8 protein-coding genes are annotated in these 13,273 nt (G+C 65.7%); 1 reads left to right on the forward strand and 7 read right to left on the reverse strand.

Features of this window, described 5'->3' with window-relative positions:
• Positions 1 to 350, reverse strand: a 350-nt coding sequence (locus tag ABNS06_RS05015) for a transcriptional regulator (protein WP_348672961.1), incomplete at its 3' end; no start/stop codon positions are given.
• Positions 351 to 479: 129 nt separating this feature from the next.
• On the opposite strand from ABNS06_RS05015, the gene ABNS06_RS05020 reads away from it, so the two are divergent.
• Complete coding sequence (locus ABNS06_RS05020) at positions 480 to 1,946, forward strand: S41 family peptidase (protein ID WP_348672962.1); 1,467 nt, start codon at positions 480 to 482, stop codon at positions 1,944 to 1,946.
• Here the strand turns inward: ABNS06_RS05020 and ABNS06_RS05025 are convergent.
• The 6 genes from ABNS06_RS05025 to ABNS06_RS05050 form a co-directional block, all read right to left on the reverse strand.
• Positions 1,938 to 2,717, reverse strand: coding sequence for an alpha/beta fold hydrolase (locus ABNS06_RS05025; RefSeq protein ID WP_348672964.1), 780 nt, complete (start codon positions 2,715 to 2,717; stop codon positions 1,938 to 1,940). The two genes, ABNS06_RS05020 and ABNS06_RS05025, sit on opposite strands and share 9 nt — an antisense overlap.
• Positions 2,718 to 4,226 (reverse strand): NAD(P)/FAD-dependent oxidoreductase, encoded by a 1,509-nt coding sequence (locus ABNS06_RS05030; RefSeq protein WP_348672966.1) that lies wholly within the window; start codon positions 4,224 to 4,226, stop codon positions 2,718 to 2,720.
• A 336-nt stretch (positions 4,227 to 4,562) separates the two neighbouring features.
• Positions 4,563 to 6,380, reverse strand: a complete 1,818-nt coding sequence (locus tag ABNS06_RS05035; protein WP_348672968.1) for a DUF1302 domain-containing protein — start codon at positions 6,378 to 6,380, stop codon at positions 4,563 to 4,565.
• A 26-nt stretch (positions 6,381 to 6,406) separates the two neighbouring features.
• Complete coding sequence (locus tag ABNS06_RS05040) at positions 6,407 to 8,614, reverse strand: hypothetical protein (RefSeq protein WP_348672969.1); 2,208 nt, start codon at positions 8,612 to 8,614, stop codon at positions 6,407 to 6,409.
• Positions 8,615 to 8,822: 208 nt separating this feature from the next.
• Positions 8,823 to 10,430 carry a glycerol-3-phosphate dehydrogenase/oxidase gene (locus tag ABNS06_RS05045; RefSeq protein WP_348672971.1) on the reverse strand — a complete coding sequence of 536 codons (1,608 nt, stop codon included), beginning with the start codon at positions 10,428 to 10,430 and terminating at the stop codon, positions 8,823 to 8,825.
• Between the two features lie 56 nt (positions 10,431 to 10,486).
• Entirely contained in the window at positions 10,487 to 13,168 is a 2,682-nt protein-coding gene (locus tag ABNS06_RS05050) for an acyl-CoA dehydrogenase (protein ID WP_348672972.1), read from the reverse strand.
• Positions 13,169 to 13,273: the final 105 nt, after the last annotated feature.

Below are 13,273 nucleotides of genomic sequence, written 5' to 3' on the forward strand. Positions count from 1 at the left end.
ACCTCGGCAATCAACCGATAGCCACGCTTGGGGATCGTCTCGACATAGGCCGGCGCCTGGGTCCGGTCACCCAGCGCGCGCCGGAGCTTGGACACGGCGCGCGCCAGGGAATCCTCCCCGACCACCACGCCGGGCCAGACCAGCGCCATCAACGTCTCCCGGGAGAACACCTCGCCTGGCGCACTGGCCAGCAGCGTCAGCAAGTCCATGACCTTGGGCTCGACGGCGACACGCGCGTCGCCATCCGACAGCGTGTTCGTGCTGGGGTCCGCCCGCCAGCGCCCCACCCGGAACGGATGGTCAGGCGGCTTGCGGGACGTCGGCGGTGGATCGGTCTGCATCTCGGCCATCAGCTCGACAATCCGCGTGGTTGCGGGATCGTCAGGTTTTCGTCAGGTGAAAAGGAGCCTGTCTCCATGGTTAGCTGCCCGGGTCCGCCGCATCGTTCGGGTCAACGATGCCTCATTCAAAGGTCACACATGAAAAACGCACTGCCCGCCCTGGTGCTCGCGCTGTTCGCGACACTGGGCAACGCCACCGCGGCAACCGACTGGTCCGAGACGGTGCCCCCGAAAGTTGCTCAGGCCGATCTCGCCGCGCTTTATGATGGCCTGAAGTCGGCCCATTACAACCTTTTCGTCCATCGCTCCCGCGCCGACTACGATGCACGTTTTGCGGAGACGATGGCGGACCTCCGAACTCCGCTCACCCGCTTCGAGCTCTTCCTGGCGTTGCAACGATTCACCGCCTACGGACAGGTCGCGCACGCCCGCATCGATTTCCCCACACCGGTTTATGCCGCATACCGAGAGAACGGCGGACGGGCGTTCCCCATCTACCTACGGATCGTGGATGGACGTGCCTACGTGGGCGAGGACTACTCGGGCTCGGACGACGTGGAGCCAGGCGACGAGATTCTCGCCATTGACGGCACACCAATGGCGGAATGGCTGACCCGAACGGCCCGGACCATTTCAGCCGATTCGCCCTACATCGCCCACTCGCTGCTCGAATCCTCCTTCCCCAGGTATCTGTGGGTGGAACTGGGCGAGCGCCCGCATTTCACGCTGCGGCTTCGCAACGACCGGGGCGCGGTGCACGAGGCACGCATCGCGGCACTCACGCAGACCGAACTCACCAAGGCCATCGACCAGGCACCCCCGGTATTCGAGTTGGATTTCATTGCCCGCGACGCCCGCATGCTGACCGACTCGATTGGCTACCTGCGGCCCGGCCCCTTCTACAACGTGGAGGACCCGCAGCGACTCTGGGATGCGAGCGCCTTCATGGCGTTCGTGGATTCGGCGTTCGAGTCGTTCCTGGAGCAGGACGCGCAAACCCTGGTGATCGACCTGCGCAACAACCCGGGCGGCGACAACTCGTTCAGCGACGCCATGGTCCGCTGGATCCCCGACCATCCGTTCCGCTTCGCATCGCGGTTTCTCGTCCGGTCCAGCGATGAAGCCGCCGCCTCCAACCAGGCGCGGATCGACGCCAATTCCGGTGCCGCGCAGGGCATCTCCGCGGTGTACGCCAAGGCCTTCGCGGACACGCCGCGGGGCGAGACGTTTCCGTTCGAGATTCCGCTCGCCGAGCCGCGCGACGGCAAGCGATTCGATGGGACCGTGTACGTGCTGGTAAACCGGAATTCGTATTCCAACGCGGTCAATGTCGCGGCGATCATGCAGGACTACGGCTGGGGCATCATCGCCGGCGAGCCGACGGCCGACTACGCCACGACCTACGGCGCGATGGAACGCTTCACCCTGCCGAACTCCGGCTTCGAGGTGGGGTTTCCCAAGGCGCTCATCATCCGTCCATCCGGCGACACCCGCCTGGGCGGCGTGCAGCCCGATCTCGTGATCGACACGCCGATCAGGCCGGCCGACCACGACGTGGTGCTGGATCGGCTGCTGGCCAGGATCAGCGAAGGCGCATCACGCTGACCGCGGTGCCGGCAATGCCTTGACCCACTGCGACAGCCGGGCGGCGACCGCCTCCCAGCCGACATCCAGCATCAGGTTATGCGCCATGCTGGGGTACATCGTCGGCTCCACGGCGTAGGCGGCCGCGGTGGCCTGGACGTCGCCCGGCGGAAAGATCCGGTCGAGCCCACCGCCCAGCACGAGTTTGGGCAGTTCGGGATCGACCCGACGCGGCCGGGGCAACGCCAGGAGCAGCATGTCGATGAACGCCCGGAACGACTCGTTTTGCAACGGCTGCCAGTACTGCTGAATCGTCTCGTCCGACAGCCGCTCGCTGTAGAACAGGGCCCGGGCGAACGCCGGCGTGCGCACCAGGTAGTACAGGTCGAAGGTCAGCGCCGTGCGCAGGAACGCGAGCGGACGGCTCGCCAGCAGGTGCAGCACGACACCGATCACCCCACGCGGCGGCACCGACGCGACCAGGACGGCGCCGACAAGACTGGCCGGCCGGCGCTCCATGAGTTTTTGCACGACGAAGCCGCCCATGGAGTGGCCGGCGACCACCACCGGCCCGCCGATCTCGGCGAGCTTCGCCTCGACCGCATCGACGTAGTCCGCCACCGAGAACCAGGGAATGCGCCGTGGCCCCTGCCTGCCATGACCGGGCAGGTTCATGGTGACGACGGCGTGACCCTGCTCACGCAGCCACGGTGCGAACTGCTGTTCCCAGCACCAGGCACCGTGCCACGCCCCGTGGACCAACAGCAGCGTCGGCCCGGCCTGTGGATCCATCTACGCCGCGTCGGCGAGATTGCCAGCCGGCGCCTTTCCGGCCGCGGCCTGCGTGCGTCGCGGTTCCTCCTCCAGCGCGCTGTCTGCAATCGGCGTGCGCAGCATCATCTGCCGATCCTCGGCGTAGTTGTTGCGCACGATCCACGGCTTGGCCTTGCCCTGCCGCGGCAGCAGATGCTCGGCGCGCTGGATGTACCCGGCCGAGAGCTGGCCCAGCAGGTTTTCATCCAGGCGGTTGTTGCCATGGTCACGCGGCGTAATCACGCCCAGCCCCTTGTCGTCCATGTACTGGAACAGCCGGCACAGGTACTGGCTCGACATGTCCGCCTTCATGGTCCAGGACAGGTTGATGTAGCCGAAGATCCAGGCGAAGTTCGGCAGGTCCTGGAACAGCACGCTCTTGTAGGCCATCTTCTCGGCGATATTGAAGGGCTGGCCGTCCACGTTCAGCGACATGCCGCCAAACATCTGCAGGCTCAGACCGGTCGCGGTGACGATGATGTCCGCATCCAGGTGCTTGCCTGATTTCAGCAGGATGCCGGTCTTGGTGAACCGCTCGATGTGATCGGTGACCACCTCGGTTCGACCATCGCGAATGCTGCGGAACAGGTCGGCGTCCGGCACCGCGCAAAGCCGCTGATCCCAGGGGTCGTACTGCGGATTGAAGTCGGCATCCGAGTAGTGCTCGCCCAGATGACGCCTGGCCTGACCGACGAAGAACTTGCGCATGGCCTTGGGGAAGCGCTTGCAGACCTTGTACGTGGTCTGCCAGATCTCCAGGTTACGCTTGCGGGCGATCTCGTAGCTCCAGCGCTCAGGCAGAATCTTCGCCAGCGTCTCGGTCATCTTGTCCCAGCCTGGCAGCGAGAAGATGTAGGTCGGCGAGCGTTGCAGCATGGTCACCTTGGCCGCCGTCTTCGCCATGGCGGGCACCAGCGTAACCGCGGTGGCGCCACTGCCGATCACCACGACCTTCTTGCCCGCGTAGTCCAGGTTCTCCGGCCACTGCTGCGGGTGGATGATCTGGCCAGCGAAGTCCTCCTCGCCGTCGAAATACGGGCGGTAACCCTCGTCGTAGTTGTAGTAGCCCTGCCCGCTGACCACGAAGCGCGCCTTCCACTGCTTCCGCTCACCACTGGGCTCGTGGGTGGCGGTCACCGTCCAGAGCTGCGCGGCGCTGTCCCAGCTCGCGTCCGTGCATTTCATGCCGAACTCGATCCGGTCAGCGAAATCGTAGGCCGTGGCGGTATCGCTCAGGTAGTCGCGAATCTTGGTGCCGTCGGCCAGCGTCTGGTAATGACGCCACGGGCGGAAGCGGAATCCATAGGTGAACATGTCCGAATCCGAGCGCACGCCCGGGTAGCGGAACAGGTCCCAGGTGCCGCCGATCCGTTCGCGACGCTCGAGCAGCGCGAAGCTCTTGTCCGGCATTTCGCTGCGCAGGCGGCTGGCCATGCCGATGCCGGACACACCGGCTCCGATGATCACTACATCAAGTATTTCGCTCATTGATGTCTCCTTGTTCGTTAAACGCTGCCACTGGGGGCTAGGGAAGCACTGATTTATTCACACCACCAAGACGGAGCCGGTTTTCCCGCAAGCCCAGGCGGAGTGAGTGCCGCTTGGTTATTCCAAGTCAGCGAACGACAACGCAGGATTGCGGGAAAACCGGCCCGTTCCATGCGGATTGCGCCTGAAATGAGGCCATGCGGCGTTACTCGTCGTTTATTTGGAATGACCAAACCTCTCTCCTCGCGCCTTGCCTGGCCTCATTTCAGGCGGCAACTTGGCGGTGTGAATAAATCAGTGCTTCCCTCGGGGAAATCCAGGCCGTGACCCGGCCGCTCAGAAGCTATACTTGACCACCATGTGCAGGAAGTCACGGTCGCCCAGCAGGTTATAGGGCTTGGCGCCCTGGAAGATCGTGTAACCGACCTCGTATTCCAGGCGGTCCAGGTAGCGGGTATTGAGCACCAGGTTGATCTGCTGACGACCCTCGACGAAGTTGGTCAGCGGTGTCGGCGACGTGCCGTTGACGTCATGCTGCCAGAGGATTGCCGGCTCCATGACAAAGCGGTTGAACACGTTGTTGTACGTGAGTCGCGTCGCCACCCGGTAGCCCCTGGACGAAGCCGTCGGATACCCGCCGATCTGCTGAGGCACGCCCAGCGCGGCAGCGGTGGTCGCGTCACCCGGTGTGTAGGTGCCCGGCGCCTCCAGACGCAATTCCTCAAGCTCCGGCATGTCCTCGACGTTCATCGCCGCGGTCTCCAGCACCATGGTCGCCTGATCGCTGCCGATCCAGCCCCAGGGACCGAAGATCTTGGTCAGGCCCACGTTGACCTGGTTCACGTTGAACCGGCGATAGCCGACGATCTCCTGTCCGCCTAGCGCCGAGCCCTGGATCGGCGCGACCTGGCTGGACACACCGAGGCCGGCGAGCAGCAGTTCCACATCGTCGATCTGCAGCGGCTGATCTTCCTTGCGGCTGTACTCCGCCTGCAGCGCGATTCCACCCCAGACCGTGGTGTTGAACGACAGGCCGTAGAGCTTGATGTTCTCCGGATACACCAGACGGTAACCCGACTCGGTGGACGGCGAGTTACCGGTGGGCCGGGACTGGCCGGACACGATGGGCAACCGGCTGTGGTAGTTCGCCGCGTAGAAGCTCAGATCCAGGTCGTTGAGCACCGGGATGTACATGCGCAGCGCGCCACCAAACTGGTCATCGTCCTTCGCGTCACGATCCGGCAGACGGTTGATCGCCGCACCGAAGGGCACGCAGGGCGTGCCGTCCGAGCATGGCGTCAGTGGGTACGCGTTCTCCGGCGCCCGGCCGAAGCCTATCTGCGCCGTCTGCCCGCCGGGGCCGGCGAAGTCGTTGGTCGAGAAATAGGTCCCGGCCGCCTCGATGATGGTAGGCCGCCATTCGTACTGGTAGAACACATCCAGCGATACGTTGTCGGCGATGTCGGTCGACGCCCAGGCCATGCCCACGGGCCGGAACACCTCCTCCAATTGGAAGCCCGGCACGCGCAGATGGTTGGCATCGGCCGCCAGCAGGCTGTTGATGCCGTTCTGCACGAAGGTGGATTCGCCCCAGTTCAGCACCTGCTGGCCGACGCGCACCGCGAGATAACGGCCGGCAATGTCGAAGTCGCCGTAAACATAAGCGTCGAGCAGGTCCGCATCATTGCCCACGGTGTCCTGGATCTTGTCGCGCCGCGCGACGAGATCGGCGGGCGTCAGGGTGTCATCGGTCGGTCCCATGTGGTCCGCCGGATCAAGAAAGTCCTCGTCGTTGAGCACCCAGTCGTAGGTGTATGTACCCCGCACGAAGGCGCCGAAATTCCCCCAGTTGAAGGACAGATCGGAGGTCAGCTTCGAGGCCGCGGCGAACACGTCGCCGTTGTCGAACTGGAGGTTGCCGTCGTCACCATTGGTGGAATACGCCAGACCGGCGTCCCCGTCGGCGGTGGTGTTGGCCTGGCCAATCAGGGTGCGGCTCTGGTCCTCCATGCGCACGGCGAAGCCGGTGGAGAACTGCGAGTCGATCCGAACGCTGGCATCACCCAGCTCGAAGCTAACCGCGGCGGCCTCGTGCGCCAGTCCCAGCAGCGCGCCGGTGACCAGCACGCGCGAAACGAGAGAATTGCGTGTCATGGGTTGTCTCCTGTCAAACCGGCGGGTCATTGCGCGACGAAGTTGCATGTCTGGCCAACGGGCAGACAGGCACCGCCGTAGATCAGGAACAGCGCCATCTCCGTCTGCATTTCCGTGGTGGCGTCCGGCGAGGCCGACGGGTCCAGAATCGAACCGTGATCGCCCTCAGTGAACCGGACGACGGCACCCACACCGTTGGCGTCCTGCGACACGATCTGCGTCTGCGTCACGCCGGGATCAACGTTGTCGACCACATCCAGACCCATCTGCATGTACAGCGGGTCGGTGCCTCCGAGCGGTCCGGCGATGGTCACGCGATCGTTGGCCGCGGTCGCCGGGCCGGCCGGTACGTTGTTCGGCACGACCTGATCCCCCAGCACCTCGATCATGTGGATCGGGTGACCGTCACGAGCCGCGGCCGCGTGGTTGATCGGATCGGCGGTATCCAGCACCAGCTGCGCGAAACGCTGGAAGGTCTCGTAGAGATCACCGCCCTCGTTCAGCCCCGATGCCGCCAGGCCCGCCGCGATGCTGGGCCCGAAGCTGACCGAGCCATCCAGCAACTTGGTGATGCCGCCGCCGGGCATTGCCAGCGTGGCGGGTCCGATGGTCGAGTTCACGCCCAGCAGCGTCGTGCCGACGATGCCGCCCAGCGAATGCCCGACAAAGGACACGCGGGTCTCGTCGATCTCGTCGGTCTGCGGGTCACCGTCGAAATCCAGCAAACCCACCGACTTGGACAGCCGCGTCAGATCGGCAACCGACTGGCGGATGTTGTCGCGCGCGGTCAGCAGGCTCGACAGGTTGACGAAATGCTGCCCAGACGCGTCTGCCTGGCCATCCGGACCGGCCGCGCCAGTCTCGTTATTGACGTAGTCGACATCGAAGGTCCGCTCCGCCACGCCGGGAATCCGGAAACCGGCGACGCTGGAACCCGGCGTGATGCCGTGCAGCGGATGGTCGATGGCGATCACCACGAAACCCGCAGCCGCCAGGGTCGGAGCCACCGGGAACATGTCCGTGCGATTGCGGGTAATCCCGTGCTGGAAGATCACCACCGGCCAGCCATCATCGGGCATGGTCTGTCCGCTGTTGCCGTTGGGCACGGTCACCAGCACCGGGATGGTCTGGGTGCTCTGCGCGACCGGCACCGGGAAGCAGGTGGTCGTGCTGGTGCTCGGCTGCAACGGTTCACTGAAGCCCGGCGGCATCGCACCCACGGCGAACGCCCCGCAGGGCACCTGCCCCAGGAAGGTCGCGTTCGTGTCGGGCTGCGCAGGATCAGCCAGCCAGAAGCCGGACAGCGGTCCGGTCGGATTCTCCGCGCTGGCCGCCTGCAGGTAGTACTGCGTCTGGAAGGTGCCGGCGTAGATGTCCGCAACCGCGGGCAGCCCCAGGCCGAGGTTGCCGGTGTTCAGTGTTCCCCCGACGCCATTGGGCACCGGCTGCACGCCCAGCGGCGCCGCCGTGGCCGCGGCATCGACCGCGGCGAGGCTCTTGCCGATGGACTGGGTCGTGAACGGCCAGGCCAGCACTAGCGAGGATTCTGGAATGCCGGCGGCCGCCAGGCCTCCGACCGTGGGACGGATGATCTGCGCGCGCAGCGCTTCCAGCGTTGCCTTCTGAGCATCCGTCAGCGTGGTCAACGCCGGCGCGGTCTGCTCCGAAACCGGCGTGGCGCTGGCGGTGATCTCGAACAGGGCCGACGGGCGCGCCGGAATGCCGGCCTCACTTTGCAGGGCCCGGGTCAGTGCGACCACGTAACGGGTTTCCGGCGCCAGCGGACGCAGCGGCTGGATCAGCAGGCGTGTGCGTTTCTGGTTGATCGGCACACCGTCGGCATCATCGATGACCGGATAGTCCTCGACCACGTAGTCGATGCCCGGCACCAGCGGAGTACCGGTGGCGGTATTGATCACGATCACGCCCTGCGCGGTGGTGCTGAAATCCACGAAGCCGAGCAGGTCGGTGAAGATCGGGCTGGTGGTCGAGAAGCCATCCACCTCGTTCGCCGCCGTCACGAACGGCGCGGACGACCCGTTGGGCACGTTCAGCGTCGGATCGATGAAACCCGAGAAGAACGCGTCAATCGGAAACGGCACGACGGCGCTGGCCGCGACCGGATCGAACAGGGACAGCGCGACCTCGTTGAGCGCCTGTTCCTCTGCCTCGTCATCAACGCTGCAGCCGACCAGTAGGCCGAGCGCGAGCACGCCGGCAAGCCAGTGTTTCATGGGGAGTCCTCCGTTGCACCAATCGAAATTCTTTTTTCCGGTTCACCGTCCTGTCGGACTCGTGACCGGTGGCGGAATTCTGCGGGCAGTGGTGTCAACGCAGGGTGAAGATGCAGACCCACCTAGACCGCTGACGGGACGAAGACCCGCCGTTGGTCGTCGGTGGGATCGGGTCACCACCGCGAGCGGGCGGCCCCGGGGCGAAAAGCTAAGGGCGTGGTGAAATCGTCGGCCAGCGCGACAACGCCTCGGCGCACTGCGATTCAATCTCCGAGGCATCCCAGCCCAGGACCGACGCCATCAGCTCGGCGGTGGCGCGGGCCAGTTCGGCGTCCGGTTGCAGCATCAGCATCACCGGCATCCGCCGACGCAGCACGTCGACCAGGGTCAAGGCCATTTCCTCGGCGGCAGCGAAGATCACCTCGGCGCGCAGAAACGGTGTCTGCGCGTGCAGACGCTCGCCCAGCGACGGGTCACTGCGGATCAGGTCCAGCACCTCGTCGGTGCGATTGCCATGGCGCTTGACCAGCCAGGCGGCGGCGCTTTCGTCCACGCCCAGACCGCGGGCGTCCGATTCCGCCTCGGCACGCCAGGCACCGATGTCGCCGCTGGGCGCCCAGGCCAGCGGCTGCTGATGGGTGCGGCGTGACCGGCGCGCCGGCCCGAGATCGCTGCGCGCGGCGTCCATCAGCTCCTCGGCGTCACCGCGCGCGGTGGTGTACTTGCCGCCGATGGGCATCCACAGGCCCGGCGCCGGCTTGCGCACATGAAAGTCGCGGGAGACGGCGGACAGCGAACCGTCCGAGCCGCCCATCAGCGTGCGAACGCCGGAAAAGCATCCGCGGATGTCGGCGCGGGTCCAGTTCGCGGCCTTCATCGCCCGGTTGGCTTCCTCCAGCAGGTACTCGGCCTCGTCCTCGTAGACCGTCAGGTCCTTGAGGTCACCCTGATAGTCGGATTCGGTGGTGCCGATGATCGTGTGGTCGTACCAGGGGATGACGAAGAACACGCGGCCATCGGTCCGGGCCGTGAGCAGGAACGCATCCTTGGGCCCCGGCAGGCCGGGCATCATCAAATGCACGCCCTTGATCAGCTTGTAGGCGCCCACGGCCGGGCGGCCGCCTGCCAGCGCCGGTGCCCAGGGGCCGGCCGCGTTGACCGTCAGGCGCGCGCGCACCGTGGTCTGCGCGCCGGTGAACCGGTCCTCGACAACACCACCCACCACGCGATCGTCCATGCGCACCAGCTCGCGCACGGCGGCATGATTGACCACCACGGCGCCCGCCTTTTGCGCCGCAGCGACCACCTCCAGCGTGACGCGGGCATCGTCTTCCTGGCAGTCGCCGTAGGAGAACCCGCCGATCAGCCCCTCGGTGGACAGGTAGGGAAAGCTGCTGCGCAGTTCCTCGGTGTCGAAGCGGTCATGCGGCGCCACCGGCTGACCCTTGCCGGCCAGCACGTCGTAAAGCATCAGACCAATGCGCATCTTCCAGCTTGCGACACGGTCGCCTTGGTACTTGGGAATGACGAAGCGAATCGGATCGACCGCATGCGGGGCGATGCGCGTCAGCGTCGCACGCTCGGTCAGACCGTGATGGACCAGCCCGAAATTGAAGTGCTCCAGATAGCGCAGGCCACCATGGATCAGCTTGCTGGATGCCGACGAGGTCCCGGCCGCCCAGTCGGTCTTCTCGACCAGCGCGACGCGGTAGCCACGCAGCGCGGCGTCATAGGCGGTCCAGGCGCCGTAGATGCCCCCACCGACAACCAGCAGATCGTAGGCGCCATGACTGAGGGCTTCGAATTGTCGCTGCATCGGTCAGGCGTCCTTGCGGCGGAAAGGGTGAACGAAAACACCCGCGATGTCGGGGTTCAGGCGGATTCGCTGGTCTCGCGAGCATCCTCGGACGTGGAGTCCGCCGGCTTGTCGCCAGTGCTGGACTTCGCGGCGCCGGACTTGGCCGTCGAGCGTTTGGTGGTGCGCGACTTGGCGCTCGCCGACTTGGTCGACTTGCCCGCGGCGGCCTTGGACGCCGTCCTGGTCCGGGAACTACCGGTCTTGCGTGCAGCGGATGCCTTCGGCTTCGCCTTGGGCTTTTCCCCGCGGGCCGTCACCGATCGCCCAGCCTGCATGTCCTCGGTGGTGAACTCGTCCACGGCGACCACCTCGGCCACCAGATCCCAGGTCGCGATCAGCGCCTTGGCCTCGTCGGCGGAGATCAATCCGGCGGTCTTCGCCTCGTCGATCCGCTCACGCGGATGGGGATGTTTCAGCTCGCCCGCCTTGTAGGCCTTGACCAGCTTGAGTTCCAGCTTCTCGGTCTCCAGCACGGCCGTCAGCGCCTTGCGCAGCACGCCCAGCGGATGTTCCACGCTGTCCGGCTTGTAGACCGCATGCGCCAGCCGGTCCATGGAGGCGGCGGGTTCCATCATCAACTTGGAGACACTGCGATTGTTGTCGTCGCCAGCCGCACGGGCGCGCCGGCCCAGCGGAAAGATCACCAGACGCAGCCCCCACATCACCGGCCGCATCGGCAGGTGATTCAGTACGCCGTCGAGACTGTCCTCGATGCCGTGACAGAGATCGTCCAGCATCCACTGCACCAGCGGCAGGTCCTCCTCCGGACGGCCGTCATCCTGATAACGCTTGAGCACCGCGCTGCCGATGAACAACGCGGAGAGCACGTCACCCAGACGGGCGGAAATGCTCTCGCGGAACTTCAGGCTGCCACCCAGCAGCCCCATCGACACGTCGGACAGCAACGCGAGGTTGGCGCTGTAGCGCGCCAGTCGCTTGTAGTAAATCGCGGTCGGGCCACTGACCGGCGCGCTGGCCAGTCGTGAACCGGTGAGGCCCAGCGCGAACGAACGCGCCTTGGCGGAGGCGACATGCCCCAGATGACCCATGAACGCGGTGTCGAAATTGTCCAGGCCGCGCTGCGCGTCCTCGTCGGCGACCGCGTCCATCTCCCGCAGCACGTAGGGGTGGCAGCGAATCGCCCCCTGTCCGTAAATCATCATGCTGCGCGTGAGGATGTTGGCACCCTCGACGGTGATCGCCACCGGCGCGCTCTGGTAACCGTTGGCGATGACGTTCTTCGGCCCGATGCACACCGCCTTGCCGGAATGCACATCCATGGCATCGATGGCGATCTTTCGGGCCAGATCGGTCACGTGCATCTTGGCGATGCCGGAAGACACGGAAGGCTTCTCGCCCAGGTCCACGGCCAGCGCGGACATCTGCCGCACGGAATCGCAGGCGTAGGCGCGGGCGCCGATTCGCGCCATTGCCTCCTGAATGCCCTCGAACTCGCCGATGGACACGTTGAACTGCTTGCGCACCCGAGCGTAGGCACCGGTCGCGAACGCCGCCTGCAAGGCGCCGCCAGTGCTGCCGGACGGCAGCGAAATGCCGCGGCCCACGGACAGCACTTCCATCAGCATGCGCCAGCCGCGACCGGCGTTCTGCTGTCCGCCGATGATCGTATCCAGCGGCACGAATACGTCCTTGCCGCGGATCGGGCCGTTCATGAACGGCGCCGCCAGCGGATAGTGGCGTCGGCCAATTTCCACGCCCTTGGTGTCATGTGGCACCAGCGCGCAGGTGATGCCGAGATCCTCCTGTTCACCGAGCAGGTGATCCGGATCGTAAAGCTTGAAGGCCAAGCCGATCACGGTCGCCACCGGCGCCAGCGTGATGTAGCGCTTGTCGAAGGTCAGGCGCATGCCCAACGTCTTCTTGCCCTTCCAGGTGCCCTCGCAGACCACGCCCATGTCGGGAATCGACCCGGCATCCGAGCCCGCGTAGGGGCTGGTCAGACCGAAGCAGGGAATTTCCTCGCCGGTGGCCAGCCGCGGCAGGTAATGGTTCTTCTGCTCGTCGGTGCCGTAGTGCAGCAGCAGTTCGGCCGGGCCGAGAGAATTGGGCACCGCGACGATGGACGAGGCGGTCGTGCCCCCGGCGCTGGCGACCTTGGTCAGCACCGCCGAATGCGCGACGGCGGAGAACTCCAGCCCGCCGTACTGCTTGGGAATGATCATGCCGAAGAACTTGTTCTTCTTGATGAACTCCCAGGCCTGCGGCGACAGGTCGGCGTCCTCGTGGACGATCTGCCAATCGTCCAGCATGCCGCAGAGTTCCTCGACGGGTCCGTCCAGAAACGCCTGCTCTTCCTCCGACAGGCGCGGGCGCGGCAACGCGCCCAGCCGGTACCAGTCGGGGTTGCCCGAGAACAGGTCGCCTTCCCACCAGACGGTGCCGGCCTCCAGGGCGGCGCGCTCGGTGTCGGACATCTCGGGCAGGACATTCTTGAAGAACTTGAACGCCGGCGCCGTCAGCAACTGCTTGCGCAGCGAATCGACGTTCAGCACCGCGGCGATGCCGGCGAAGACCAGCCAGAACAGCAGCAGCCAGCCCCAGGCCACATCGCCAAAGATGGACAGCACCAGCAACAATGCACCGATCACGGCCGTGGACGTGACGAGCGTTGTCTTGCGATAGGCCAGCGCCGTTCCGGCGACGGCGAAGATCAGCAACCAGAGTAGCGTGCTCATGTCGACCTCCTGTCAGTGAATCAGGGTTCGCCGCGTGTCGCGTGAGGCCACGCGATATCCCGCAACAGGCACCGTCGGCTCGGTCGCTGACGGCGGCCCGGATGA

This window comes from uncultured Abyssibacter sp. (assembly GCF_964000955.1).
Lineage (GTDB): Bacteria > Pseudomonadota > Gammaproteobacteria > Nevskiales > OUC007 > Abyssibacter.

What these genes read in the sequence shown, in the direction of transcription:
- ABNS06_RS05020 (WP_348672962.1), top strand. Translation starts at nt 480, where the DNA reads ATGAAAAACGCACTGCCCGCCCTGGTGCTCGCGCTGTTCGCGACACTG.
- ABNS06_RS05025 (WP_348672964.1), bottom strand. Translation starts at nt 2,717, where the DNA reads ATGGATCCACAGGCCGGGCCGACGCTGCTGTTGGTCCACGGGGCGTGG.
- ABNS06_RS05030 (WP_348672966.1), bottom strand. Translation starts at nt 4,226, where the DNA reads ATGAGCGAAATACTTGATGTAGTGATCATCGGAGCCGGTGTGTCCGGC.
- ABNS06_RS05045 (WP_348672971.1), bottom strand. Translation starts at nt 10,430, where the DNA reads ATGCAGCGACAATTCGAAGCCCTCAGTCATGGCGCCTACGATCTGCTG.
- ABNS06_RS05035 (WP_348672968.1), bottom strand. Translation starts at nt 6,380, where the DNA reads ATGACACGCAATTCTCTCGTTTCGCGCGTGCTGGTCACCGGCGCGCTG.
- ABNS06_RS05040 (WP_348672969.1), bottom strand. Translation starts at nt 8,614, where the DNA reads ATGAAACACTGGCTTGCCGGCGTGCTCGCGCTCGGCCTACTGGTCGGC.
- ABNS06_RS05050 (WP_348672972.1), bottom strand. Translation starts at nt 13,168, where the DNA reads ATGAGCACGCTACTCTGGTTGCTGATCTTCGCCGTCGCCGGAACGGCG.